The organism is Actinosynnema sp. NPDC023587 (genome assembly GCF_040640215.1).
In the GTDB taxonomy this organism is placed as follows: domain Bacteria; phylum Actinomycetota; class Actinomycetes; order Mycobacteriales; family Pseudonocardiaceae; genus Actinosynnema.
This window is the reverse complement of record NZ_JBFABG010000001.1, coordinates 381,648-406,743: the sequence shown is the minus strand read 5'-3', so window position 1 is coordinate 406,743 and position 25,096 is coordinate 381,648. Positions and strand designations below refer to the sequence as shown.

General features: G+C 71.1%; 19 protein-coding genes, 1 tRNA gene and 1 CRISPR repeat array. Of the genes, 4 read left to right on the top strand and 16 right to left on the bottom strand.

Annotated features, from left to right (window positions below):
- Positions 1-11 precede the first annotated feature (11 nt).
- The 3 genes from otsB to AB0G01_RS01975 all read right to left on the bottom strand — a co-directional run bounded on the left by otsB (position 12) and on the right by AB0G01_RS01975 (position 5,577).
- Positions 12-2,543: a trehalose-phosphatase gene (otsB, locus tag AB0G01_RS01985; RefSeq protein WP_360938597.1), complete on the bottom strand. Its 2,532-nt coding sequence runs from the start codon at positions 2,541-2,543 to the stop codon at positions 12-14.
- 68 nt (positions 2,544-2,611) lie between these two features.
- The gene (locus AB0G01_RS01980; RefSeq protein WP_360938594.1) at positions 2,612-4,048 is read right to left on the bottom strand and encodes a trehalose-6-phosphate synthase; all 1,437 of its coding nucleotides are present in this window, start codon (positions 4,046-4,048) and stop codon (positions 2,612-2,614) included.
- A gap of 116 nt (positions 4,049-4,164) precedes the next feature.
- Positions 4,165-5,577: a threonine/serine exporter family protein gene (locus tag AB0G01_RS01975; protein ID WP_360938591.1), complete on the bottom strand. Its 1,413-nt coding sequence runs from the start codon at positions 5,575-5,577 to the stop codon at positions 4,165-4,167.
- 280 nt (positions 5,578-5,857) lie between these two features.
- On the opposite strand from AB0G01_RS01975, the gene AB0G01_RS01970 reads away from it, so the two are divergent.
- Positions 5,858-5,930: transfer RNA gene (locus AB0G01_RS01970), tRNA-Thr, on the top strand.
- 79 nt (positions 5,931-6,009) lie between these two features.
- Here the strand turns inward: AB0G01_RS01970 and AB0G01_RS01965 are convergent.
- From AB0G01_RS01965 to AB0G01_RS01925, 9 genes are all read right to left on the bottom strand, one after another.
- On the bottom strand, positions 6,010-7,332 hold the full coding sequence (locus tag AB0G01_RS01965) for a site-specific integrase (protein ID WP_360938588.1): 1,323 nt from the start codon (positions 7,330-7,332) through the stop codon (positions 6,010-6,012).
- A gap of 150 nt (positions 7,333-7,482) precedes the next feature.
- Entirely contained in the window at positions 7,483-7,698 is a 216-nt protein-coding gene (locus AB0G01_RS01960) for a helix-turn-helix domain-containing protein (RefSeq protein WP_360938585.1), read from the bottom strand.
- Positions 7,699-7,732: 34 nt separating this feature from the next.
- Positions 7,733-7,876 (bottom strand): hypothetical protein, encoded by a 144-nt coding sequence (locus AB0G01_RS01955; RefSeq protein WP_360938582.1) that lies wholly within the window; start codon positions 7,874-7,876, stop codon positions 7,733-7,735.
- Between the two features lie 442 nt (positions 7,877-8,318).
- Positions 8,319-9,776 carry a DUF3987 domain-containing protein gene (locus tag AB0G01_RS01950; RefSeq protein WP_360938579.1) on the bottom strand — a complete coding sequence of 486 codons (1,458 nt, stop codon included), beginning with the start codon at positions 9,774-9,776 and terminating at the stop codon, positions 8,319-8,321.
- A gap of 15 nt (positions 9,777-9,791) precedes the next feature.
- Positions 9,792-10,226, bottom strand: coding sequence for a hypothetical protein (locus tag AB0G01_RS01945; protein WP_360938576.1), 435 nt, complete (start codon positions 10,224-10,226; stop codon positions 9,792-9,794).
- Positions 10,227-10,363: 137 nt separating this feature from the next.
- The gene (locus tag AB0G01_RS01940) at positions 10,364-11,071 is read right to left on the bottom strand and encodes a hypothetical protein (RefSeq protein WP_360938573.1); all 708 of its coding nucleotides are present in this window, start codon (positions 11,069-11,071) and stop codon (positions 10,364-10,366) included.
- 181 nt (positions 11,072-11,252) lie between these two features.
- Positions 11,253-11,510, bottom strand: a complete 258-nt coding sequence (locus tag AB0G01_RS01935) for a hypothetical protein (protein ID WP_360938570.1) — start codon at positions 11,508-11,510, stop codon at positions 11,253-11,255.
- Positions 11,507-11,974, bottom strand: coding sequence for a hypothetical protein (locus AB0G01_RS01930; protein WP_360938567.1), 468 nt, complete (start codon positions 11,972-11,974; stop codon positions 11,507-11,509). The genes AB0G01_RS01935 and AB0G01_RS01930 overlap by 4 nt, the downstream gene beginning before the upstream one ends.
- Positions 11,971-12,441, bottom strand: a complete 471-nt coding sequence (locus tag AB0G01_RS01925; RefSeq protein ID WP_360938565.1) for a helix-turn-helix domain-containing protein — start codon at positions 12,439-12,441, stop codon at positions 11,971-11,973. The genes AB0G01_RS01930 and AB0G01_RS01925 overlap by 4 nt, the downstream gene beginning before the upstream one ends.
- A 219-nt stretch (positions 12,442-12,660) precedes the next feature.
- Here AB0G01_RS01925 and AB0G01_RS01920 point away from each other — a divergent pair, with 219 nt between their 5' ends.
- Positions 12,661-13,422 (top strand): GntR family transcriptional regulator, encoded by a 762-nt coding sequence (locus tag AB0G01_RS01920; RefSeq protein WP_360938562.1) that lies wholly within the window; start codon positions 12,661-12,663, stop codon positions 13,420-13,422.
- 1,233 nt (positions 13,423-14,655) lie between these two features.
- A CRISPR array of direct repeats spans positions 14,656-14,988; the repeat unit is 28 nt; unit sequence GGAACACCCCCGCGTGTGCGGGGAAGAC.
- Between the two features lie 1,266 nt (positions 14,989-16,254).
- Positions 16,255-16,584 carry a hypothetical protein gene (locus tag AB0G01_RS01915; protein WP_360938560.1) on the top strand — a complete coding sequence of 110 codons (330 nt, stop codon included), beginning with the start codon at positions 16,255-16,257 and terminating at the stop codon, positions 16,582-16,584.
- An 81-nt stretch (positions 16,585-16,665) separates the two neighbouring features.
- Here AB0G01_RS01915 and AB0G01_RS01910 read toward each other — a convergent pair whose 3' ends face one another.
- The 4 genes from AB0G01_RS01910 to AB0G01_RS01895 form a co-directional block, all read right to left on the bottom strand.
- Positions 16,666-18,306 carry a vWA domain-containing protein gene (locus AB0G01_RS01910; RefSeq protein ID WP_360938557.1) on the bottom strand — a complete coding sequence of 547 codons (1,641 nt, stop codon included), beginning with the start codon at positions 18,304-18,306 and terminating at the stop codon, positions 16,666-16,668.
- A gap of 238 nt (positions 18,307-18,544) precedes the next feature.
- On the bottom strand, positions 18,545-19,963 hold the full coding sequence (locus AB0G01_RS01905) for a HAMP domain-containing sensor histidine kinase (protein WP_360938554.1): 1,419 nt from the start codon (positions 19,961-19,963) through the stop codon (positions 18,545-18,547).
- Entirely contained in the window at positions 19,963-20,661 is a 699-nt protein-coding gene (locus AB0G01_RS01900) for a response regulator transcription factor (RefSeq protein ID WP_360938551.1), read from the bottom strand. Before AB0G01_RS01900 ends, AB0G01_RS01905 begins: the two co-directional genes overlap by 1 nt.
- A gap of 354 nt (positions 20,662-21,015) precedes the next feature.
- On the bottom strand, positions 21,016-22,056 hold the full coding sequence (locus AB0G01_RS01895; RefSeq protein WP_360938548.1) for an ADP-ribosylglycohydrolase family protein: 1,041 nt from the start codon (positions 22,054-22,056) through the stop codon (positions 21,016-21,018).
- A gap of 178 nt (positions 22,057-22,234) precedes the next feature.
- On the opposite strand from AB0G01_RS01895, the gene AB0G01_RS01890 reads away from it, so the two are divergent.
- Positions 22,235-25,048 carry a BTAD domain-containing putative transcriptional regulator gene (locus tag AB0G01_RS01890; RefSeq protein WP_360938545.1) on the top strand — a complete coding sequence of 938 codons (2,814 nt, stop codon included), beginning with the start codon at positions 22,235-22,237 and terminating at the stop codon, positions 25,046-25,048.
- The last annotated feature ends 48 nt before the right edge of the window (positions 25,049-25,096 follow it).

Below are 25,096 nucleotides of genomic sequence, written 5' to 3'. Positions count from 1 at the left end.
GGTCCCGTGCCTCACCTGGCCGCGAGGAGCTGCGCGCAGCGGATCAGCCCGAGGTGGCTGTACGCCTGCGGGTGGTTGCCCAGCGAGCGCTCCGCGATCGGGTCGTACTCCTCGGGCAGCAGGCCCGTGGGGCCGGCCGCGTCGACCATCTGCGCGAACAGCTCCTCGGCCTCGGTCCGCCGGCCGGTGAGGAGGTACGCCTCGATCATCCACGCCGCGCACAGGTGGAAGCCGCCCTCGTCACCGGGCAGGCCGTCGTCCCGCCGGTAGCGGTACACCGTCGAGCCCGACCGGAGTTCCGCCTCGATCGCCGTCACCGTCGCCTGGAACCGGTCGTCGGCGGGGTCGATCAGGCCGGACAGGCCCACGTGCAGCGACGCCGCGTCGAGGTCGTCGCCGTCGTAGGCCGTGGTGAACGACTGCGACTCGTCGCTCCACCCGTGCTTGAGCACGTCGGTGGAGATCGTGTCGCGCAGCACCGGCCACGACGGGTCGATGTCCCGGCCGTAGACCTCGGCCAGCCGCACCGCGCGGTCGAGGGTCACCCAGCACATGACCTTCGAGTACACGTGGTGGCGGGGGGCGTGGCGCTCCTCCCAGATGCCGTGGTCGGGCTCGTGCCACCGGCGGGCGACCGCCTCGGCCATCGCCTGCACCATCGCCCAGTCCTGGTCGGTCAACGTCCCGCGCGCGGCGGCCAGTTGCCCGACCAGGTCCACGACCGGGCCGAACACGTCGAGCTGGACCTGCTGGTTCGCGAGGTTGCCCACGCGCACCGGCCGGGAGCCGGCGTAGCCCGGCAGGGTGTCGATGACCGCCTCGGCACCGAGCATGGTGCCCTGCAACGTGTACAGCGGGTGCAGGCGCTCCGGGCCGGGCAGCGTGGCCAGCACGCCGTGCACCCACCCCAGGTACGCCTCGGCCTCGCCGAGCGAGCCCACCGACACCAGCGCCTGCGCGGTCAGCGCCGCGTCGCGCAGCCAGCAGTACCGGTAGTCCCAGTTGCGGATGCCGCCGAGCTCCTCCGGCAGCGACGTGGTGGCCGCCGCCATGATCGCGCCGGTGTCGTGGTGCACGAGCCCCTTGAGGGTCAGCGCGGACCGCATGACCAGGTCGGTCTCGACCGGCGGGAGCGTGAGCGTGGCCGCCCAGTCCGACCAGTACGCGCCCGCGCGGGCCCGCCGCTCCCCCTCGCCCAGCGTGGCCTCGGACAGGTCGTCCGTGCCGCACCGCAGCTCCAGCAGGATCGGCGCGCCCTCGCGGAGCCGCACGACCGCCGTGGCGGTCTCCTGGAGGCCGTCGGAGGTGATCTCCCAGTCCACGCCCGGCGAGCGCAGCACCATCGGGTCGGACGTGCCGACGACCCGCAGCCCGTCCCGCTCGCGCAGCAGCCGCACCGGCACCTGGCCGAACTCGGGCCGCGGCGCGAAGGTGACCACCGCGTCGGTCGACCCGGAGATCCGGCGCACCAGGTCGGTCCGGTGCGACGCCAGGTCGTGGTCCAGGTAGTCCGTGACCAGCAACCGCGACCAGCGGGTCTCCACGATCATGGTGCCCGGCACGTACCGCTGGCCCAGGGGCAGCGAGCCGTGCTCCGGCTTGATCGAGAAGTGGCCGGCCGCCGGCCCGCCGAGCAGGTCGGCGAACACCGCCGCCGAGTCCGGCTCCGGGTGGCACAGCCAGTTCAGCCGCGCGTCGGGGGTGAGCAGCGCGACGGAGCGCTCGTTGGCGAGCATGGTCAGCCGCTCGATCGGCACGGCCTGGTCGCCGTGCAGCCACGCGCGGCGCTCCTCCAGCAGGAACGCCAGCACCGTGGCCACGTCGACGGTGTCGTCGATGTGGTACTCGGCCAGCGACTCGCCGTCGCCGACCTTGATGCCGACGTCCGGCCCGGTGAGCCGGGCGAACGCCTTCTCGTCGGTCACGTCGTCGCCCACGAAGACCGCGGCGGTGGCGGACACGCGGTGCCGCAGGACGTCGAGGGCGTGGCCCTTGTCGGTCTGCACCACGGCGAGCTCGATCACGGCCTTGCCCTCGGTCACCTGCACGCCCGCCCAGTGGGACGGACCACCGCGCACGGCGTCGAGAACCCGCTCCCCCACGGGGGGTTCCGCGCGCCGGATGTGCACCGCGATGCTGGCGGGCTTGACCTCCAGGCTGACGCCCTCGTGGCCGTCGACGATTGTTTCGAGCTCGGTTTCCAGCCTGCGGTGCAGGGCTCGCGCGTCGGCGTCGAGCGCGTGCACGAAGCCGACGTCGAACTCCGATCCGTGCGAACCGACCAAGTGCACTTCGGACGGGAGCCGCGACAGCGTCGCCAGGTCGCGCAGCGCGCGCCCGGAGATCACCGCTGTCGTGGTCTCGTGCAGCCCGGCCAGCGAGCGCAGCGCGCCGACCGACTCGGGCAGCGGGCGGGCGTCCTCAGGGTTGGCCACGATCGGAGCCAGTGTCCCGTCGTAGTCGCAGGCGACCAGCAGGCGCGGGGTGCGCGCAAGCTGAACGATCGCACGGCGAAGTTCGGCGGGGAGGGCCTCGGCGGTCAACGCCCCTCCTCAAAGACTCGGTGGGACAGGTCGGGTGCGTGGTCTGAACCGATTCCGAGCGGAACCGGTCAGGCCGTGGTCTGCGTACCCAAGGCGTCAAGGAACGAACGAGCCCAGCGGTCGACGTCATGCGTGAGGACTTGGCGGCGCAGCGCGCGCATCCTACGGCGGCCCTCGGCCGGATCGATCGTGAGGGCCGCTTCCAGGGCGTTCTTCACGCCGTCGAGGTCGTGCGGGTTGACCAGGAAGGCACTCGTCAGCTCCGCCGCGGCACCCGCGAACTCGGACAGCACGAGGGCACCGCCGAGGTCGTAACGGCTGGCCACGTACTCCTTGCAGACGAGGTTCATGCCGTCCCGGACGGGCGTCACCACCATGACGTCGGCGGCCGTCATGAACGCGGTCAGCTCCTTGCGGTCGACCGATTGGTGCAGGTAGTGGACGACCGGGTGACCCACGGTCGAGAACTCGCCGTTGATCCGGCCCACCGCCTGCTCGATCTCGCCGCGCATCTGCTTGTAGTGGTCGACCCGTTCGCGGCTGGGCGTCGCGAGCTGGACCATGGTCACCTCGGTCGGGTCGACCCGACCGTCCGCGATGAGCTCGTAGAGCGCGCGGAGCCGGACGTCGATGCCCTTGGTGTAGTCCAGGCGGTCGACGCCGAGCAGGATCTTCTTCGGGTTCCCGAGGTCGTTGCGGATCTGCTTCGCGTGCTGCTGCACGTCCTTGCTGCGGGCGAGCGCGTCGAGCCCCGCCGAGTCGATCGAGATCGGGAACGCGCCGACCCGGACCGTGCGGTCGCCGACCTGGACCACACCCGGTCGGGTGCGCACGCCGACCGCGCCGCGGCTCGGCTCCAGGCCGACCAGCCGCCGGGCCAGCCACAGGAAGTTCTGCGCGCCGCCGGGCCGGTGGAAGCCGACCAGGTCCGCGCCGAGCAGCCCGCGGATGATCTCCGTGCGCCACGGGAGCTGCATGAACAGCTCGACCGGCGGGAACGGGATGTGCAGGAAGAACCCGATCCGCAGGTCCGGCCGCAGCTCGCGGAGCATGGCCGGCACCAGTTGGAGCTGGTAGTCCTGCACCCAGACGGTCGCGCCCTGCGCGGCCACCTTCGCGGTCACGTCCGCGAACCGCTGGTTCACCCGCACGTACGCGTTCCACCACCGGCGGTGGAACGCGGGCGGGGCCACCACGTCGTGGTAGAGCGGCCACAGCGTGCCGTTGGAGAACCCCTCGTAGTAGTCGCGCACCTCGGCCGAGCTCAGCGACACCGGGTGCAACTGGAGGCCGTCCTCCTCGAACGCGTCCACCTCGGCGTCCGCGATGCCGGGCCAGCCGATCCACGCGCCGCTGTGCGAGCGCAGGAACGGTTCCAGCGCGGTCACCAGGCCACCGGGGCTGTGCTTCCAGCGCTGGGTGCCGTCCGCCAGGCGCTCCAGGTCGACCGGCAGGCGGTTCGCCACGACCAGGAAGTCCGCGCCGTTCTCGCCAATGCTGCTCACCGGGTAGCGCCTCCTCAGGGATTCGTCTCGCCCGCCCCCGAGGTTAACGGGAACGCCTGTGACGGATGCCCCCACGTCATCCCCGTCACACGGAGTTCGCCCAGGTTGGTCGCACATCACGTCCGGTCGGGGGTCTCGGCGACCCGTCGCCCGGCGGGGTGCGGTGGGCCGGACGACCGCGGCCCGGCCAGCTTCCGCTCCAACCTGCTCAGCCCGGAGCGCACCGGCCGGCCCAGGAACTCGCCCAGCACCACGCCGCTGGCCAGCGCCAACGCCGTGCCGGCGGCCAGCACGAGGGTGGACAGGCCGGCCGGGTCGTTCTCGATGGTGAGCTGGTAAAGACCGCGGTAGACGGTCCAGCCGGGCAGCAGCGGCACCATCCCGGCCACCGCCACCACCAACGGGGGCGTGCGCAGCCGTCGGGAGATCACCGCGCCGCCGAAGCCCACCGCGGTGGCCGCCGCGGCGGCGCAGGCGATGGTGTTGGTGCCGGTGAGCGTGAGCAGGCCGTACGTGGCCGTGCCGACCGCCCCGGCCGCCGCCGCGATCGGCAGGGCGCGCACCGGCGAGTAGCTCGCCAGCGCGAAGAACAGCGAGGTCGCCGCGCCGGCCAGGAACTGCACCGGCACGTCGGAGATCAGCGGCGGCAGCGGGTCCCCGATGGACGTCGGCACGCCGAACTGCACGCCCGCCCGCAGGACCAGCGTGATGCCGGTGATCAGGCCGGCGGTGAGCAGGGCGATCTCCATCGTGCGCCCGGCGGCCGTCACGTGGTAGCCGGTGATCGCGTCCTGCACCGCGCCGACCAGGGACAACCCGGACAGCAGCACCACGATCCCGGTCGCGACGAGCAGCGACGGCCGGACGTTGGGCAGCAGGTCGGTGGCGTAGAGGGCCAGCGCCGTCGACGCCGCCAGCGCGCCACCCACCACCTGCTGGAAGAAGAACGGCAGCGCGCGCCGGTTCAGCACCCGCCCGACCCGGTCGATCACCGCGGTCACCACCGCCGACGTCAGCGCGATCAGCGGCCCGCCGCCGACCAGGAACGCCACCGCCGCCGCCATGCCCGCCCACGCGGTCGTGGCCGCCCAGCGCGGGTAGGGGTGCGGCTGCCTGCTGATCCGGTCCAGCTCGGCGTACGCGTCCGGGGCTTCGACCTCGCCGGCGGTGATCCGCCGGATCAGGTCCTCGACGGCGGCCAGCCGGGTGTAGTCCAGGCCGCGCGACCGGACCACGCGCAACGACGTGACCGGGGCCGCCTCGGTGCCCCGGTGGTACGAGATGGTGATCGACGTGAAGATCACGTCCGCCTCGGTGCGGGGCAGCCCGTAGGCGTCCGCGACGGCCAGCACGGAAGCCGAGACGTCCGCCGCACCCGCGCCGCCGGCGAGTTGGACCTCGCCGACCCGCAGCGCCAGGTCCAGCACCAGGTGGACGGTCGAGTCGTCCGGGAGGGCCGGGCCCTCGACCGGCTGCCACAGGTCGGGGGTGGTCCTGGGGTCGCGGTACCGCCTGCGCCGCAGCCGCACGGGCGTCCCTCCTCGTGATCGCTTCCTGCGCCACGCCCGACGGTGTCACATTCGTCGCTGTGGCATGCGCCACCCCTGGTGGAGGTACCCAGGGCGGGTGAGTCGATCACCGTGCGTTCAGCACTGTTGATACCGCTGGCCAGCGGTTTTAGGCCGGTCCTAAGCCACCCGGATGGGCTGCGCACCTCCGGACGGACCAATGGCGGCACACCCTGAGCAGACCGTTCGCCGCAGGTGATACCCACTGCGGGCGCTTACGATGTTCGCGGCTCCACGCCATGCCGGTGTAGCTCAATTGGCAGAGCACTCGCCTTGTAAGCGAAAGGTTAGGGGTTCAAGTCCCCTCACCGGCTCAGACAGGTCAGCCCCCTGACCAGTGGCGTCACCGGTCAGGGGGCCGGGGGCTCTGCTACGCGGGTCTCAGTTCGGGTCTCACTTGTCCTCCCAGAGCAGCCCTCCGACCTGGTCCGCGATGCGCGTGACGAGTTCGGACACCATGTGCTGGTACCGCGTTGTCATGGACAGTTGCGACCACCCCATGATCTCCATGACGGCGCGCGGCGTGACCCCCATGACCAGAAGGATGGTTGCCGCCGTGTGCCTGGCATCATGCAGACGGGCGTCCCTCACTCCGGCTTCGCCCAACAGCTGCTTCCACTCGTCGTGGTCCCGTCGTGGGTCAATCGTCCGCCCGTTGGGCTGGGTGAACACCCACTCGCCTTCGTGCCACTCGCTCCCGGCATGTTCCCGTTCGGCGTCCTGAGCCTCCTTGTGCGCCCGTAGTTGCACGATCAGAGGCTTGGGGATGCCCACAGCCCGCCTACCCGCCCTCGACTTCACCGGCACTTCCTTGAGCCCGCCCCCGTGCCTCTGCGGGCAGGTCGACGCGTGGGCGACGCAATCAGGACGACAGGGCGGGGGACACGGCTTCCGCCGATGCTGCTTGCACGTGGGCTTGCACGGCTTGGTCTTGTGCCTCCCCGTGCCACACGCGTTGGGGTTTTCGCACCCATGAGCCCATTTGTGACGCTGTAGCTGTCGTGGTGTTCGGAGGAAACCTCCGTCCAAGTCGATACGCGACCACTTGAGGCCAAGCGCTTCCCCTTTACGGAGACCCAACGCCAACGCGATGGCGAACCGCGCGCCGTTACGTCGCTTGGCGGCGCACCTGAGGATTCGTTGCGCCTCCTCGATCGTGAACGGTTCCACCTCCTGTTCTTCGACGTGCGGAGCCTTGGCGAGCTTCGCCGGATTCGACGCGAGATGACCGCGAGCCACTGCGACGTTGAGGGCGGTCCGCGCCGTTCTGTGGACCTGGTGGGCATACCCGGCAGACCTGCCCTGTGCCTGCATGTTCACGTACAGTTTTTCGAGGTGCTCCGGCTGTAGCCGGTCGAGTCGATGTGCACCTAGGCCGGGGATGAGCCACTTTCGGACCGCGTAGCCGTAGGCCGATGCGGCGTTAGGCGTGATGGCTGGCGTAGCGATGTTCTCAAGCCAGTGGATGAGCCACTTTTCAAGTGTCCATGCCTTGCCAGGCTTGACCACGCGGCCGGAGTCGCGCTGACGTTCGAGCTCGCGCACGGCCTTGAGGACCTCGGTTTCGCTGGCGCGTTTGACGTGACGACGGTCGGGTTCGCCGTTGTCCTTGACGCCCATGGTGATGCGGCCGTGCCATTTGCCGTCCGAGCCAAGGTAAATGCTGCTCGCGCCATTGGGGGCGCGGGTTCCTTCGGGTCGTTTCTTGCGGACCATGTCGGTGTCCTTTGTGGTGGTTGGGGAGTCACGTCCCCTTGCTGACGTGGCGCGGGTCTGCCATCGGCGCAGGGAACGAGGCCCTGCTAGCCCGCGCGGCTAGCAGGCCTCGTGACCCGCGTCGTGCCGGTCGCCGGCCAGGCTGGCCAGTTACGCGGCGGTCTGTTCTGCGGTGAGTCGTGCGGTGAATTCCGCGATGGCGGACAGAGGGATTCGCCGTAGGCGTCCAATTTGGACGGACATGATCGCGCCGGACTTGATGAGACCGAACATGGTGGTGCGGCCGATGGACAGTGCGCGCGCGGCTGCTTCCACGCTGAGGAGTGCGCGGGGCTGGTCGGTGGTCGTGCTGCTGGTGTCGGCCATGGTTCGGTGGTCCCTCCTGGAGGTGGCTGCGCGCTTAGTCGGTCGAGGTGGGCGGGTCGACGGTGTCGGGCATTCCGCAGTGCACACACCAGCCGTTGGCGCTGTACTCGTGTGCTTTGGCCAGGCAGTGGGTGAGGTTCTCGGCGCTGCCGTTGTTGTCGTTCTTGCGCTTTCCCATCCCGGTGGTCCTTCCGTGGTGGCAGTGCGTGGGCGTGCGGGGGTGACGCACCTGGCGTGTGCCGGTGTGGCGGGGTCTGCGGTGAGGGGGTGCTAGGTCTAGCGGGCTGCCCTGCCGGCCGCGTGGCTGTGCGGAGCCGGGGCGTGACGGAATCGCCGAGCTCGGTGCTTGCGTCACCTGATGGCGGGTTGGGTGACGCTTCCGCCTCGACGGGGTTCCGTCTTGACCGGGTCGGTGACGGTTCGGCCCTGGGCGCTTCCGTCACGCGGGGACGTGACCCGCCCTCTGGCGGCGGGGGAACTTAGGGAACTTGGGGTACTTAGGTGTTGACCTGCGGTTTTGTCAGGACCTAAGTTCCCTAAGTTCCCGGGGCGGGAACTTAGGTCGGTCGTGTTTGTGCTGGTCAGGCCCTAAGTTCCCAAGTTCCCCAAGTTCCCGTGGGTCAGCGTCGGGCGGTTGTGTAGACCTGGGTGCCTTTGCCTGGTCGGCCGTCCGCGCGTGGTCGTTGGGTGAGTGTCACGTCCCCTTTCTCGATGAGCTGGTCGAGTGCGGCCCGGAAACGTTCGGCGCGCTGGTCGTTCTTGTGGAACCGCTTGACGATGTCGGTTTTGGTGCGTCCGTCCGTCCCGGACGCGGCGATGAACGCGGCGAGTTCGCCGGTGTCGCTGTCCCCGCCGAGGACGGCGCGGGCCGAGTCGATGCTGTAGCGGACGAGTGCGGCGGCGGCGTCGAGGTGGTCGGGGGTGATGAGGTGAGTGCGGTCGAGTGCGGCGTAGATGGCGGCGATGCGGACGCAGCTCGCGGCGGCGCGGGAGATGAACTCCGCTACGGGTCCGTCACCGCCGAGGTGGGCGTTGAACTCGACCTGTAGTCGTTGCCAGGCAAGGTATGCGGGGTCGGTGAACCCGAGTGTGTCCAGGCGTCCGGCGTGGTCGAGGCGGGCGGACAGGGACGCGGCGAGGTGGTCCATGAGGCCGGGTTCGGGGTTGGGCGGGAAGTGCTTGGACTGGGCGACCGCGAACGGGAGGAACCGGTTGTAGGTGCCGCCGGCCAGGTCGGCCGCCGAGACCTTGGCGCGGAACTCCTTGGGGGTGATGTGCGCGATGATCCCGAGGTGGGAGCGGGTGGCCATGCGGGCGCTGACGTTGAGGGTGGACAGGTTGCCGCCTTCCCACGCCTGCCGGAGCAACGCGCCCAGGGTGTTGCCCTCGCGCTTCATCCGGGCCATCACCGAGGACCACTCCGACTCCAGTGCCAGTAGCCGGCAGTCCCCTTCGGGCAGAAGCCGCGGCTTGCCACCGCCGTTTCCTTCCTCGTTGTCGGCGGCGAACGCGGCGGCCAGGCCCTCGCCGCTGGACAGGCCGGAGTGCTTGTTGTTGGCCAGGAACTCCGGATCGGCCGCGCCGAACAGGGCCAACGCGGCATCGGTGGCGGTGCCCTTGCGTCCGATGCCGGTCGCGCCGATGAGCATCGGCCACACCAGCAGCGGGTGCCGGGACCCGAACCCCAGTTGGAGGTGCGGCCCGGGTCCGAGGTGGACTCCGGCCGCGCCGACCAGGGTGGCCAGCACGCCGACCGGGTCGCCTTCGGTGTAGGGGTCGATCCGTTCGGCCAGGGTGCCCAGGTAGCAGCCGAACGCGGCGGGGTCTGCGACGGGCATCCACTCGCGGGCGCGGGCCACCTGGTCGGCGGCCTGGCGGTGGAGCTCCGCTACTTCCTGGCTGTAGCCGGAGGGGGGCTCGACCAGGCCGTTGCCCCCTGCGGCTACAGCCGTCCTGCCGTAGTCGAGCGGGAAGGCACCCGGCACGGTCACGTCCCCGCTCTGTGCTTCGACTACGGCGGGTACGGCACGCAAGAGCCGGACGGCCCCGGCGGGCGGGGTGGTGTCGGTGTGGGGCATGTGCGGGTCTCCGGTCTAGTCGCCGGGGGTGGCGTGGGTGAACACGGCGAGCACGGCCGGGGCGAACGCGCGGACCTGGTCGTAGTAGTCGGTCAGGACGTGGTGGTTGTCGTGGGCGCAGGCGAGCAGGGCGACCAGCTCGCGCACGCGCAGCGCGGGGTTCTCGCAGGAGCGCAGGACGAATTCGGCGACCCGTTCCGGGCCGACGCGTTCCCACGCGGCCGGGTCCATGCCGGTGAGGTAGATCAGGGTCGTGATCGTGTCCAGGTCGATCGGGACGGGGTCGTATCCGGTGCCGGGGCTGACGTGCACCACGGCGTCGGACGCGGCCCGGTTGAGGTGGTCGTTGGGGTGGGTGCCGGGCAGGATCATCGACAACGGGCGCTGTCCGGCGGCGGGGCGGGAACCGGTGCGCGCGGTGTGTCCGGCGCGGCGGTGGGTGGGCTTCACTGGTGATCTCCAAGTCTGGGTGCGGGGACCGGGCGCGCGGTGGGCGCGCACCGGTCGGGAAATGCGGAAACGAACTGCGGTGTGTGGCGCGCGGGAACGGTGCGCGCGGGTCGGGAAGAGGTGGGGCCGGTTCGGGGTCAGGCGGTGAGTACGGGTGTGTCGGTGGCCAGCGCGCGGAGGTGCCGGGTGAGGCGGGAGCGGGTGCCGCCGTTGTCGATCGCGGTCAGGCAGATCTTGATGCGGTGGGGTGCGGGTCCGTGGGTGCAGGAGTGGGCGACGGTGCCGCCGAGGGCGGACAGGCACGAGACGTAGGCGTGGACGTAGGGCCGGTTGGCTCGGTGACCTTGTCCGCCGCTGGTCTGCGACCAGTGCAGCCCGCCGAGGTCGCCGAGTCGGTAGACGGCGCGGCGCGGGCTGTTCCAGTCCCGGCGGGCGGTGACGGGGGTGTCGGGGTGCGGCCAGGCGGCGCGCAGCCGCGCGAGCCGCGTGGCGGCTTTCTCCGAGGTGGCCGTCTGCGGGGCCAGGGCGGCGGCGCGGTGTTCGGCCCATGCCCGGTTGAGGTCCTGGTAGTTGTCGTGGACGGCCAACCAGTCGTGCAGCCGGCCGAACCCGGGCCGGTGGTCGGTGACCGCCGCACCGGCCCGGTAGGCGCGCACGGCGGCCACCGCCTGGTGGCCCCACGGGCGGTCGGAGGGCACCGGGCGCAGCACGACCAGCACCACCGGGTCCAGGCCGGGCACGGTCACGGTCACCCGGGCCTGACGGCTGCCGGGGCACGCGGGGACGAACTCGCCGTGATCCAGCTCGACACCGGTCACGGCGGCATTGCGCGCGGTGGTGTTCACGTGATCTCCGAATCCGGGTGTGGGACCAGGCCGCGCGGTGGGCGCGCACCGGTCGGGAACAGCGGAAACCAGGCCCTACCAGCCCGCGCGGAAACAGGGCGGGGCTAGTAGGGCAAGGCGGTACCGGGTTGATGTGTCTGCCCTGAACGATGGGGCAGTAGGGCCGGTGGAGGGGGTGTGGCTACTGGGCTGCGAGGACGGTCCGCGCGGTGGCGCGGCAGTCGGCCAGCCGGGCCGGGTCGGCGGGGTGGGTGTGCACCTGGTCGACCCGGCCGGGGGTGAGTTCTTCCATCCCGAGCACGGCCCACAGCTCGACCAGTTCGAGGGCCTGCCGGTCCAGGTCGCCGGGCGTGTAGTCGGGCGAGACGTACAGCCCCGCCGTAACTTCCCGGACGGTCGCGCCGGCCAGCGTCCGCGCCACCGACGTCGGGGCGGTCACGCTGCCACCGCCGCAAGCCCGGTACCGGACGGGGTGCCGGTCGCGGTCAGTTCCACCCAGGGCGTCATGGGGGCGGTGTTGGTCAGCCACGTCGGGTCGACCGCGCCGGCCAGACGCCAGGCCAGGTCGGCGCACAGTTGCGACCGCCGCGCCGACCACTCGCCGGGCTCACCGGCCAGGATGCGCCGGCGTTCTGCGGTGGCCCGACGCTCGATCTCGAACGGGCCGAACACGTTCAGCGCGGCCACCACCGCGCGGGCCGTGTCCGCCACGGTCGCCCGCCGGTCCGGCTTCGCGCCGGACAGGTGCAACGCCATCGCGATGCCGGACAGGGTCAGCTCGATCGCTCGGCCGGCCAGGAACGCCGGAGAGCTGAACACCACGCTCATCGGATCACCGGGCTGCTGGACCGTCTGCGCCCGCACCACCGTGTCGGTCAAGCCCGGGTTCGTCGTGGTGCTCATCGCGCCGCCACCCCCGTCAGGTCGATACGGACCTGGCCGGCCGGGTGGGTGGAGCAGGCGAACACCTGCGAACCCGTGGACGAACGCCCCACCGGCAGGTGGGACGCCCGCGTGGTGAGGAAGTCCGACCCGCACACCACGCACGCCCGGCCGTCCGCCTGCGCCTCCGACAACGGCCCGTGCTCCCACCGGAACCCGGTCACGTCCCTACCCCCACCAGCAGCAGAGGCGTCCGACACGTCCGATGCGGCCGGGTCCGCCCCGCCGGCCACGAACTCGCTGTACGCGGCCTGCGCACACGCCTTCCGGAACACCCGCAACGCGTCCTCCGTGATCCGGATCGACCCGCCCACCTTCAACGCGTCCAAGTCACCGGACTTGATCGCCCGGTAGATCGTCGCCGGATGCACGTCGAACATGTCGGCCACTGCCTTCACCCGGAACATCCGGGTACCCTTGTCCTGCATCGTGTGCCCCTTCAAGGCTCGATGTGATCCACCGCCCCGGCCGGGTGTTCGAGCACCCGCCGGGGCTTTCTGCTGTCTGTCGCAATCCCTGCAACGAGTGCAAGTCAACTGGCAGCAGCCAGTGGCGTCAACTGGCAGCAGCCAGTTTCACTCGACTGGCCTATGCCAGTGCGGTACAGTCGTCACTGACAGGCAGCAGCCAGCTAAGGGAGGGTGAGCATGTCGACGCAGGGCGAACCGGCGAGTCGCAAGGTTGCAAGAGAACTGCGACTCAAGATCGAAAATGGCAGTCTTCCGCCCGGTTCCCAGCTGCCATCAGAGCGAACGATTGCCTCGCAATACGAAATAGCGCGGACAACTGCAACCGAAGCTATCCGCCTTCTAGAACAAGAAGGTCTAGTGGTCAGGATGCACGGAAAAGGGAACTTTGTTCGAAGTGAAAAGCCGCTAATCAGGCTCGGTGGGGACCGCTACTCGAAAAAGTTTCGAGGTGGCCCTACGCCTTTTCGCAGGGAATGTGAAAAGGCTGGCCTGACTCCCAGGATCGAAGTTCTGGCTGTGGATAGAGCGCAGCCACCTGAAGACATTGCCGCTCTCCTGCGAGTTGACTCAGGTTCAAAATCGACCCTGCGGCGATCCAATCACTACTTCGCTAATGACGAGCCGTTGCAAGTCGTGACCACCTATATTCCTTGGGTGATCGCAGAGGGTACGGCGCTCACGCAGCGCAAGCAGGTTGGAAAGGACGGGATCTATGGTCGACTCGAAGAGCGTGGTCATCTTATGATGACGATAAGCGAAGAAGTAACGTCACGAATGCCCGACGTCATCGAGAAGGAACTACTTCAAATTCCCGCCGGAACGCCGGTTTTGGAAGTCCTGCATACGAGCTTCGATCAGGACAAGGTGCCGTTTGAGGCTACGCGGTTTGTGCTACGCGGAGATCGCAACGGACTGCTATATCAACTTTCTGTTGACTGACGTGCGCAGTCGGTAGCCTGCCGAACCTCGACAGCGGTTCGCCCCGACACTTCGGCTGGCGTGCGGCAAAGGACAGCCCTACTAGCCCGCGCGGGCTAGTAGGGCTGATGTTGACCCCACCGACCCCGGGGATCATGCCTCTGCGTCCGCAGTTGCGTGCCCCTGGGTCCTTCACGCTGTTTCGAGCTGGTTGCCGGCGGGGCAGAGGCAACGGGGTCATTGCTTCATTTCTTCACTCGGCGCAGGTCAACCGGCTGGAACAGTGCTGCGCCTGGGGAGTGGGATTGTTCATCCGGGTGCGCCGGCGGTCCGCTGGCTTCACTGCCGGGTTCATTTGGTTCAGACGGTCGTCTCCCGGTGGCCCTGCCGGAGTCACGTCCCCTTTGTGACCAGCGCTGATCGTGGTGGCGGCGGGCAGGGCCAGGCGCACGACCGGGGGGCCGGTGATTTCGAGTCGTCACGGTGGCCGGTGGTCCGGTCGCGGGCGGTTGTCCGAGGTGTTCGCGGGAGGGCGGGAGGGCGGGAGGCTTACCGCGGCTTGCCCCCTGCGGGCCGGTTCCCGGCGGTGCGCGCCGGGGGTCCCGTGGGTCCCGTGGGAGGGGTTTGCCCTGGTCGTCCCACGGGACCCCGTCATGGGACCCCGGCGGGACAAGTCCCGTACGCGCGACGGGGTCCCATGACGGGTCCCGTGGTGTTCCCCGCCTGTTACGGGCGGTGGTGGTCCACTCGGTGCGGTCCGGTGGGGAGTCGGGGACCCCTTCCCACGAGCGGCGAAAACGATCCTCACGGGCACCGGATGCGGGCAGGGTCCCCGCCTCCCCGCACCCGTCGGAAACCACTGTCCGCGCTGCTCACGGGCCGGGGACCCCGGCGGGGACCCGGGCGGGGAGGACTCCCCGCCCGGTGCGAGGGTCCCCGCGGGGTCCCCACCCGCTCCGGCTACCAGTGGTCCAGCCGTTTGGAGCCCTGGCGCAATTGCGGCGCACCCGCCCGCGCAACGGCAGGCCCTACTAGCCCGCGCGGGGTAGTAGGGCCTGCCGTCTTCCCGCGACCTCGGGCGACCGCTAGCTGGCCCGGCCCCGTACACCGGCTCTGAACGGGCGCTGAGACGGCCGTAGAGCGCCCGTCGTAACGGGGGCGGGCGGCGGTGCCAGCGCTGCTCGATCGACGGTCACGAGGGTGGGCCTGCACAGCGAAGACCGGCGGACATGGCGGTGGTTCACCTGCCGGCTGGGAACACCCCCGCGTGTGCGGGGAAGATTGTCCTGTGATCGCCGCTTGTCTGGCGTGGGCGGGAACACCCCCGCGTGTGCGGGGAAGACGCTCATCGCCAGATGTTCGTTCACCGCCCGTCCGGAACACCCCCGCGTGTGCGGGGAAGACCCCTAGTGCGCGCTTCTCGAACAGGTTGTGCACGGAACACCCCCGCGTGTGCGGGGAAGACGCCGCCGCCGACTCCTACGGCACCGACCGGGACGGAACACCCCCGCGTGTGCGGGGAAGACCAGGTCGATCCCGAGCTCGTGCTGCAGATCGTAGGAACACCCCCGCGTGTGCGGGGAAGACCCTTCGTACGCTGGGACTCTACCCGCCCAGACGCGAGTTTTAATTCGGTCTGACACAGTCTCGGAACAACGACCGGGCAGGGAAGGACGGGGAGGGGAGGAACAGTGCCCGTGAGGCCGGTTCCGGTGACCCTCCGGCGACTCCGATGATCTTCCCTGTCCACCGTCCTGGCAGGTGGGGGCAGGGAAGCAGGGCAGGGAGGCAATCAGGGATTTTTCCCTGCCTCCCTGGTGCTTCCCTGTCGAGGGACCTCGCGGGAGAAGGGGCGGACAGCCCCTGCGGAGGGGTTCTGGCCGGTTGCCGGTGCGGGGTCCCTGGGTCCCTGACGATGTGTTTTCGCTGCTGAGGGTCAGGGACCCTGTTCAGGGACCCCGGTAGGGAGCCCTCCCTGTCGGGGGTGGTGGTCCCTGGGCGGGGTCCCTGGGCGGGGTCTAGGCCCTAGTGCCCAGCTCACACGCTCTTCGGGGCTCTAGAAAGGGGTCTAGGTCTAGAGGGGGGCCGGTCTAGCCCTAGGGCCGCCAGCGGCCTTCTCGGCGACCGGCGGGCACCCCGGGCGCGGCTCCTGGGGCCACGGGGCCGGTGACGCCGGCCGTGAAAGGCTTCGGCGCGGCAGGCAGCCACCAGGGGGAGCCCGCGCGGAGGCTGGGGGGAGGAAGGCTCCGGGGGAGCACGACCCCGCTTTCAGGGGGTTCCGGCCGATCACGGCCGTGGGCGGTTGATCTTCCCCGGCCCGGATCGTTCCAGGTGGACCCAGGGAAGTTGGGCAGGGGAGCACCTGGGGGAATTCCCCTGGCCTCCGTTGCTCCCCCGACTGCTCCCCTGCTGCTTCCCCACGTGCCAGGGGGTCTCAAACCGGGTCTCAGTCCGTCCCCGTCCGGCACCGTCCAACCTGTTGCAGTAGTAGCGCTGAGCAGCGCAAACGAACCTGCACGCACCCTGGCGAACGGTTGTCCCGAGAACTTGTAAGCGAAAGGTTAGGGGTTCAAGTCCCCTCACCGGCTCCGTGTGCAACGGCTCTCCTCCGGAGGGCGGCTCGGGCCGCCCGGAAGCCGGCGGCCCGTGCCGCGTCTCCCTCGGCGAGCTTCGCCCGGTGCCGGTGCCGGCCGGTCAGTCGGGGCCGGCGGATCGGCCGGTTGACTGGGGTGAGCGCGGTCCGCTGGGTGGTGGTGGGTGTGGTGTTCGGTGGGAAACCGCGGCTCGTCGCTTAACCGACGGCCGCTCGGGTAACCCGTTCGAGTGACTACGGTGCGACGAGACATCCCGGCCTTGCCCGATCTCGTGTTTGCGACCGCAGCCGAGCCGGGACGCCTTGCCGACTGGCTGCCCGAACCCCTGGAGCTGGTCGGGGTGAACGACGACGTCCTGATCCTGCGGTGCGGTGAACGGCTCGCCCAGGTCCGGGTGGCCGTCGACCTCGACCTGCTCCGGCTGTCCTGGACGCCGTTGGCCGACGACGGCGACGGCGGCACCCTCCGGGTCAGCCCGCTCGGGGTGGGCAAGAGCGTCGCCGAGTTGGACCACCCGGACGAGGAGTTGGCCGCCCGGCTGCTCGAAGCCCTCGCGGCCGAGGTCGAGGCCACCTTCACCCCGGGGTGAGGCCCGCGCCGGGCCTCGTGGAGCGGTCGACGGTGCGGGCCGCCCGTGCTGGGCGGGCGGCCCGCACCCGGTCCGCGAGGATCAGCCGCGTTCCACGGTGATGCCGTACCCGACGCCGCCGATGTCCTGGCCCTCGGAGAGCTGGACGACGTGCTGGACGAACTCGCCCGGCCTGTCGCCGGCCGCGAAGGTCAGCTCGGTGGTGTGGCGCTCACCCGGTTTGATCGGGATGCCGATGAACGCGGCGCGCTTCGGGTCGGCGATCTCGAACTGGGTCTGGCCCACCTGCTTCACGCCCTCGGCCTTGCCGCCGCCGGAGCGCCAGAGCTCGAACAGGCGCGGGCCCAGGTCGACCAGGACCCGGCCGCTGCCCACCAGCGGGCGGTCCGGGCTGGTCACCACCAGGTCGGTCCTGATCGGGCGCTCGGTCGCGTTGCCGACCGCGAACCAGGACTTGCCCGGCACCTTCGGGGTGGCGCGGACGGTCTGGTAGTTGCGCCACGCGATGTTGTTGTTCCGCTGGGTGTTCAGCGAGGTGTTCGCGGTCTCCGGGAAGGTCATCGGGTCCGACGCCGACACCCACCGGGCCAGCAGGCAGAAGTGGCCGGGGCCGGGGACCGGGCTCCACAGCACCTTCGCCACCGTGACGCCGCCGACCGGCACGGACAGGGTCTGCTCGCCGATGAAGGTCCAGTCGCCGTTGGTCACCGGGTCCCAGTTGGTCGAGCCGCCCGGGGTGGTGCGGTAGACCTTCAGCGTGCCGAAGCCGTTGGCGGTCGCGTTCGGGCCGGGGTTGTTCAGCCGCACGTGGATGTAGTTCGACTGGCCCACGACGGGCTGGATGCCGGGGCCGCAGTCCGCGAGGCCGGGGCAGACCTTGATGTCCGGGCTGTTCCAGAACAGCGAGTTCGGGTTCGGCTCGGCACCGGTGTCGACGGCCTGGTCCTTGATGAACACGTCACTGCGTTGGCAGTCCCGCAGGAAGTCGATGACCGCCGTGCTGACGCCGCTGCCGTTGGCCTGCGACTGCGTGTACAGCCCGCCGGTGGTGGTGGCGTAGTTCTGCATGATCGGCACGGTGGTGCCGGTGTAGTAGTTGTTCGTCGGCACGTAGACCGACGAGATCTTGATGCCCTTGCCCAGCGCCTGGGTGGCCCGCAGCGCGGCGTTGGTGCCGTCGGTGTTGGCGACCGTGGTGTCGAAGTTGTCGTCGAAGCCGCCGGGCCGGGCGTCGGTGATCAGGATCGCGAGCTTGGTGGCGTTGGAGCGCCAGCCGACGGTGAAGTCGCCGTTCTGCGGGCGGCCCGCCGCCGGCAGGTTGTTCACCACCGTGTTCAGCGCCTCGTCGGACGCCTCCGGCTCCTGGTTGCCGCCGCTCGCGGCGAGGGCGTTGACGCTCGCGACGACCGGCGTGCGGTTGTTCGGGGCGAAGTTGTCGACGACGGTGACGTTGTCCTTGAACGTCGCCAGGCCGAGCCGGTAGTCGAACCCGGTCAGGTTCTCGACCTCCTGCGCGATCTGGTTGATGCCCGTCTTGAGGTTGGTGATCGCGCCGCCCATGCTGCCGGTGTCGTCCACCACGAAGACGACGTCCATCGGGCCGCACTTGCGGGGTGCCGGGGGCAGGGGTGCGGCACCGGCGGGGCTCACGACCTGGGTGACCGACGCGGCCAGCGCCAGCGCGGCCAGGGCCGCCAGCGCCGGTCTGCGAAAGCGTTGCATCTCGGATCTCTTCTCGCTCGGGCGTTCGGACGCAGGGTCCGGGCGCGGGTCCGACAGCGCGCCGGACGTCGTCCGGCCCGCATCAGGAGGAGCCGGGCGGATTCCGGGAAGTACTGCCCGATTCGTCGGGACTTCACTGCCCGCCAACCGGCGGCATTCCACGCCAGGTGGGTGACCTGCGGAAATGGCTGCGGCAACCCGTATGGCGGTCGTTCGCGGCGCTGTCCGGGGCGGTGGCTCAGCTCCGCGGGATGCGGACCGTGAACGTGGTGGAGCCCGGCCGGCTGGCCAGCCCGACCGTGCCGCCGTGCGCCGCGATCAGGGACTGCGCGACCGCCAGGCCGAGCCCGCTGCCGCCCCGGTCGCGGGTGCGGGAGTTGTCCACCCGGTAGAACCGGTCGAAGATCCGGGGCTGGTCGGCGACCGGGATGCCCGGACCGGTGTCGTCGACCCGCAGCACGGCGCACCTGTCCTCCACCGCGACCGACAGCGTCACGGCGGTGCCCGGCGGCGTGTGCAGGGCGGCGTTGGCCAGCAGGTTGTCCAGCACCTGCCGCACCCGCATCGGGTCGCACCGCACCCGCACGGGCGCGTCACCGCCGACCACCGCCAGCGGGTGCCGGGGGCGCGCCGCCACGAACGCGTCGGCCGCCTCGCGCACCAGCTCGGCCAGGTCGCCGTCCACCGGCCGCAGCGGGGTGTCGGTCTCCGCCGAGTCCAGCCGGGCCAGCAGCAGCAGGTCGTCCAGCAGCACGCTCATCCGCGCCGCCTCCGACCTCAGCCGCTCCAGGTGCGCCTCGCGCTCCTCCGGTGCGTTCGCGGCGGCGTAGCGGAACAGGTCGGCGTAACCCCGGATCGACGTCAGCGGGGTGCGCAGCTCGTGCGACGCGTCCGCGATGAACCGGCGCAACCGCTGCTCGGCGGCCGTGCGCGCGGCCAGCGACGAGTCGATGTGCTCCAGCATGGTGTTGAACGCGGTCCGCAGCTCCTCCACCTCGACGCCGCCGTTGCCGCCCTCGGCGCGCACCGCGAGCCGCGCCGAATCGGTCAGGTCGTGCGACGAGATGTCGTGCGCGGTCTGTGCCATGTCGCTCAACGGCTGGAGCCCGCGCCGCAGCACCGCCCGGCCGATCACCACGAACGCGATCAGCGCCAGCAGGAACGTGGCCACCACGACCATCACGAGCTGCCGCACGGTGTTCGTCAGGTCGTTCATCGGGGCCGCGCTGACCAGCACCAACCCGTCGCCCATCGGGCAGCCGCGCAGCCGGTACGTGCCGTCCTCGCCCTTGAGGTCGGCGGTGCGGAACACCGGCTTGTCGCCGGTCACCTCGCGCGCGAGCTGGATCATCTCGGTGCTGTCCGCGGGGAGCCCGGCGGGCGGTTGGAGCGTGACCTCGCCGTTCTCGTCCACCTGGTACACGGCGGCGAACCAGCCGTAGATCGAGGTGTTCAACTTGCCGTACTTCTCGACGTCCTTCTCCAGGTCGTACTGGGTCGTCTTCATCTGCTCGTCGAGCCGGTCGGCCAGGTAACCCTCCATGTTGGTCACCATGACCGTGCCGACCGCCGCGAACACGCCCAGCGCGAGCGCGCCGAGGCCGAGCGCGAGCCGGGTGCCCAGCCGCAGTCGCGGGCGGCCGAACGGCGGGGCCACTAGTCCGGGGCCTTGCGCAGCACGTAGCCGACGCCGCGCACGGTGTGGATCAGCGGCTGGTGGCCGTCGTCCAGCTTGCGCCGCAGGTGCGAGATGACCAGTTCGACGACGTTGGACCGGCCGCCGAAGTCGTACTCCCACACGTGGTCCAGGATCTGCGCCTTGGTCAGCACGGCCGGCGACCGGCGCATCAGGTACCGCAGGAGCTCGTACTCGGTGGGGGTGAGGGTGACCAGCCGGCCCGCCCGGCGCACCTCGCGGGTGTCCTCGTCCAGCGCCAGGTCCGACACCTTGAGCACGCAGCGCTTCCACTGCGGCCCGGTGGACCGCCGCAGCACGGCCCGCAGCCGGGCCATCAGCTCCTCCACCGAGAACGGCTTGACGAGGTAGTCGTCACCGCCCCGGGTGAGCCCGGCCACCCGGTCCGCGGTGCCGTCGCGGGCGGTGAGGAACACCACCGGCACCATCGCGCCGGACGCGCGCAGCCGGTCCAGCACGGTGAACCCGTCCAGGTCGGGGAGCATCAGGTCGAGCACGACGATGTCCGGGTGGAACTCGGCGGCGGCCTCCAGCGCGGCCTCGCCGCTCGTCGCGGTGGCCGCCTGCCAGCCCTCGTACCGGGCGACCGTGGCGACCAGGTCCGCGATGTGGGGTTCGTCGTCCACGACGAGCAGTCGAACCGCATTGACCTTGTCCACGTGCCCATGGTGCGGCACCCCGCGCGGTGGGCGAAACCCGATCCTCCGCCGGCCCCTGATCCACAGGAAGTCGACAGCGGCGCGACAGGACCCGCACAGCCGCCGGCGGCGCGGCGCGGTCGTCCGGGTCACCACGGCTCCCTCGGGGCCGGGAGTGATGGGCCGCACGCTTTCTGCTACGGTTTTACGCACGGGTTTTCCCGCTCCACGCAGGTCAGCCGGGTTTCGCGCTCGGGGCGTGTGCCGGCTTCGACCGCGTGGAGAGCCGGCCTCGGTCGCACGCATTCGGGAACGTGCGGCCGAGGCCGTCTGTAGCACCGCCTCCCGGAGAACCCGCCGATCCCACCGGCGCGGCTACTCGTAGCGGGAGTGGTCGAACTCGGCACCCAGGACCGAGTGGCCCAGGTCGGAGCCCAGCCGGGTGAGCAGGTCCACCAGCTCCAGACCGGCCAGCCAGTCCCTCGGCAGCGCCGCCGTCCCGTGCAGCGCGCCCAGGATGTTCCCGGTCAACGCCGCCGTCGCGTCGCTGCCCCCGGAGTGGTTGGCCGCCGCCCGCAGCGCGTCCACGAACTGCGCCCGCTTCGGGTACACCAGCACCGTGTGCACGGCGATCGCCAGCGCCTCCGGCCCGGTCCACCCGCTGCCGAGGCGGTCCACCCGCACCGAGTCGAACCCCAGCGCCCGGTGCTCCTCGGCGAACAGGACCGCCCGGTTGAGGGTGTTCGCGGTGTAGGGGTCGTCCCGCAGCACCCGGCCGATCACCTGGTCCACGGCCTCCCGCATCGGCCGCGCCTTCACCGCGACGAGGTGGATCAGCAGCGCGAACGCCCCGCCGGCCACCCACCCGCCGGTCCCGCCGTGGGTCAGCGCGGCGAACCGGCACCCGAGGTCGTAGGCGATGGCGGCGCTCGGCGCGAAACCCGCGGGTGCGGTCCTCGTCACACCGTTGCACCCCGAGGACTCGTTGTGGGGCTCCTCCGGGGTCGGCGCGCAGTCCGCCGCGAGGGCCCGCAGGCAGGTCAGGCCGGGCGACCGGCTGGAGTACAGCCGCTCGTCCCCGGCGAGGCCCGCGGCACCCGCCTCCGGGACCGCCACCTGCTGCGTCATCAGCCAGCGCCGGTAGCCGCGCCACACCGTGCCGACGGGGTCCCACTCGCCGGAGCGGCGACCCCGCACCCACGCCTGGAGGTACCCCTCGGCGGTGAACAGGGTGAGTTGGGTGTCGTCGGTCACCAGAGCGGGACGCGGCGGTTCCAGCACCCCCTCGGGACCGTGGTCCCGTTGGATGTCCGCCCACCCCAGGTACTGGACTGGTGCGCCCAGGGCGTCGCCCAGGGCACCGCCCAGCAGGCAGGCCGCGCCGCGGTCCACCACGTTCACCTGCTCGCGCGGCACTTGCCCTCCTGCACTGCGTCGTCGGGGCCAGAACCCTAGCCGTCCCGGGGTCGTCCGGTCATGGGAGCACGGCTGGTTGCGCAAACAACATCCCGCCACAGGTATCCAACGGCTCACCGGGCGCACCTGACCAGTGACCGACCGAAACTGACCGGTGCACGCCGAGGCGGGGAGGGGCATGGCCGAGCGGAGCAAGAACGGGCTGGAGTTCGGTGTGCTCGGGCCGTTGCAGGTGCTCGCCGACGGCCGTCGGCTGGTCATCGGCAGGCGCGGGATGCGGGGCCTGCTCGCGATGCTGGTCCTGGCGGCGAACCGGGTCGTCCCGATCGACGAGATCGTGGACAGCCTGTGGGCCGACGACCCGCCCGCCACCGCCCGGACCATCGTCCACGGCTACGTCTCCCGCCTGCGGCGGATGCTCGACCAGGCCGATCCGGCGGGCTCGGCGCGCATCCTGACCACGCCGCCGGGCTACCAGCTCGCGGTCGACCCGTGGCGGCTGGACTTCCACCGGGCCCGGCAGCTCGTGGCCGGCGCGCGCGGCAAGCCGGCCCCGATCCGGGCCCAGCTCCTGCGTGAGTCGCTCGGGCTGTGGCGCGGCCAGGTGCTCGCCGACGTGCCCGGCGAACCGATCACCACGGACCTCGAAGAACTCCGGCTCGCCGCGCTGGAGGAGCGCGTGGAGGCCGAGCTGGAACTGGGCCGGCACCTGGAGCTCGTCGGCGAGCTGCGCCAACTGGTCAGCGAGTACCCGTTCCGGGAGCGCCTGGTCGGCCACATCGTGCGCGCGCTCTACCGGTCCGGGCAGCGGGCCGACGCGCTGGAGGCCTACCAGCGGTTCCACCGGCGGGTGGTAGACGAGCTGGGCATCGACCCCGGCCCCGAACTGCGCGTGCTGCACGAACAGGTGCTGCGGGACGACCCGGCGCTGAGCTCGCCGGGCGTGGCCGAGCCGGTGGCACCGGTGCCGCCCCGGCCGGGCGTGGTGGTGCCGGCGCAGCTCCCGGCGGCGGCGTCGGGGTTCATCGGCCGCGACGAGGAACTGGCCTGGCTGGACCGGCTGTGCGACGCGCGCGACCCGGGCGCGACGACGGTCGCCGTGGTCGACGGCGCGCCGGGCATCGGCAAGAGCGAGCTGGCGGTGACGTGGGGGCACCGCCGCGCCGGGCAGTTCCCGGACGGGCTGCTGTTCGCCTCGCTCAACGGGTTCGCGCCGGACCGGGAGCCGGTGGAGCCCGCCGAGGTGCTGGCGCGGTTCCTGCTCGCCCTGGGCGTGCCCTCGGACGGGGTGCCGCGCGACCTGGACGACCGGGTCGGCCTGTACCGGTCGGTGCTGGCCCGGCGGCGGGTGCTGGTGGTGCTGGACGACGCGTGGGACCCGGAGCAGGTGCGGTTGCTGCTGCCGCCCGGCGCGGGGTCGGTGGTGCTGGTGACGTCCCGGCGGCGGCTGGAGTCGCTGGTGGTCAGCAACGGTGCCCGGGTGCTGACGCTGGACACCCTGCGGGAGGAGGAGTCGGTGCGGCTGGTCGACGAGGTGGTCGGCAAGCCGCTGTCCGAACAGGAGCCGGAGGCCGCCCGGAGGCTGGCCGAGCTGTGCGGCAACCTGCCGCTGGCGCTGCGGATCGCCGCCGCGAAGCTGGTGTTCAGTCCGGAGTGGACGGTCGAGGCGCTGGTGGCCCGGCTGTCCGACGACGACGCCCGGCTGCGCACCCTGGACCTGGTCGACACCGGTGTCGGCGTGGCGCGGGCGCTGGCGGTGTCCTACCGCAACCTCCCGCCGGAGCTGGCGGAGACGTTCCGGGCGGCGGGCCTGGTGCCGGGCCGGTGGGTGAGCCCGCACGCGATCGCCGCGCTGTGCCGGACCGACCTGGGCACCGCGGCGGGCCGGCTGGCCGACCTGGCGGACGCGCACCTGCTGGTGGAGCAGTGGCGGGGCGGGTTCGTGCTGCACGACCTGGTGCGCCTGTACGCCCGGGAGGTGCTCGGCGACGAGAACCCCGGTGGGCGCACGGCCGCGTTACGGCGGCTGATGGACCACTACCTGGCGGCGTGCGACCACGCCCGCCGGCTGATCCGACCGGTCGACGACGGACTGGACTTCGCGTCCGGCGAACCGACCGCTCCCCGCCCGGCGACCTCGGGGCAAGCGCTCTCCTGGTTCGACAAGGAGTGGCCCAACCTGATCGCCCTGGTGCACGGCGCGGCGGAAGCCGGACTGCACCAACAGGTCTGGCAGCTCGTCCGGCTGGTGCACCCGTACTGCGTGGCCCGGCTGGTCGGCCGGGAGTGGCGGGCCGTCGCCGAGTTCGGCCTGGCGTCCGCGCGCCTCGACGGCGACCGGCGCGGCGAGATGCTGGTGCTGCACGCGATGCACGCCATCAACCTGTGGACCGGCGCGGTGCGGGGCACGCTCCCGGACGCCGAGCGCGCGCACCGGATAGCCGAGGAGCTCGGCGAACCGCGCTACCTGGTCATGGCGTTGGACCAGATGGCCTGCACGCTGTCGGCCGAGGAGCGCAACGAGGAGGCGCGCGCGCACTACCGCCGTGCCGTGGAGATGGCCCGGCGGGACGGCGACCTGCTCGGCGAGGCGACCGTCCTGAACAACCTGGCGCAGGTGGAACAACGCCTCGGGGAGCTGGAAACCGCCGCGCAGCACCAGTTCCAGGCGATGGAGATCCACCACCGCACCGGCAACGAGCGCTCGTACGTGCTGGCGCTGGACAACCTGGCCGAGCTGTACGCGGAGCTGGGGTTGCTGTCGGAGGCCGAGGAGAACGCGCGGCAGGGCGTGGAACTGGCTCGGGCGGGGGCCATGCGGTTCGAGGAGGCGTTCGGTCGGCAGGTGCTCGGGTCGGTGCTCGCGAAACGGGGGGAAGTCGTTGCGGCGCAAGCGGAGCTCGCGGAATCCCTGCGGTTGTTCGAGCGCCTGGGATCGCCTCGGGCCATGTTCGTCCGAACGGCTCTTGAAGCTGTGACCACCGGGGTTTAGCGGCTGTTTAGCACGGGGCCGGGCCTTCGTGGGAACTTGGTGACGCGC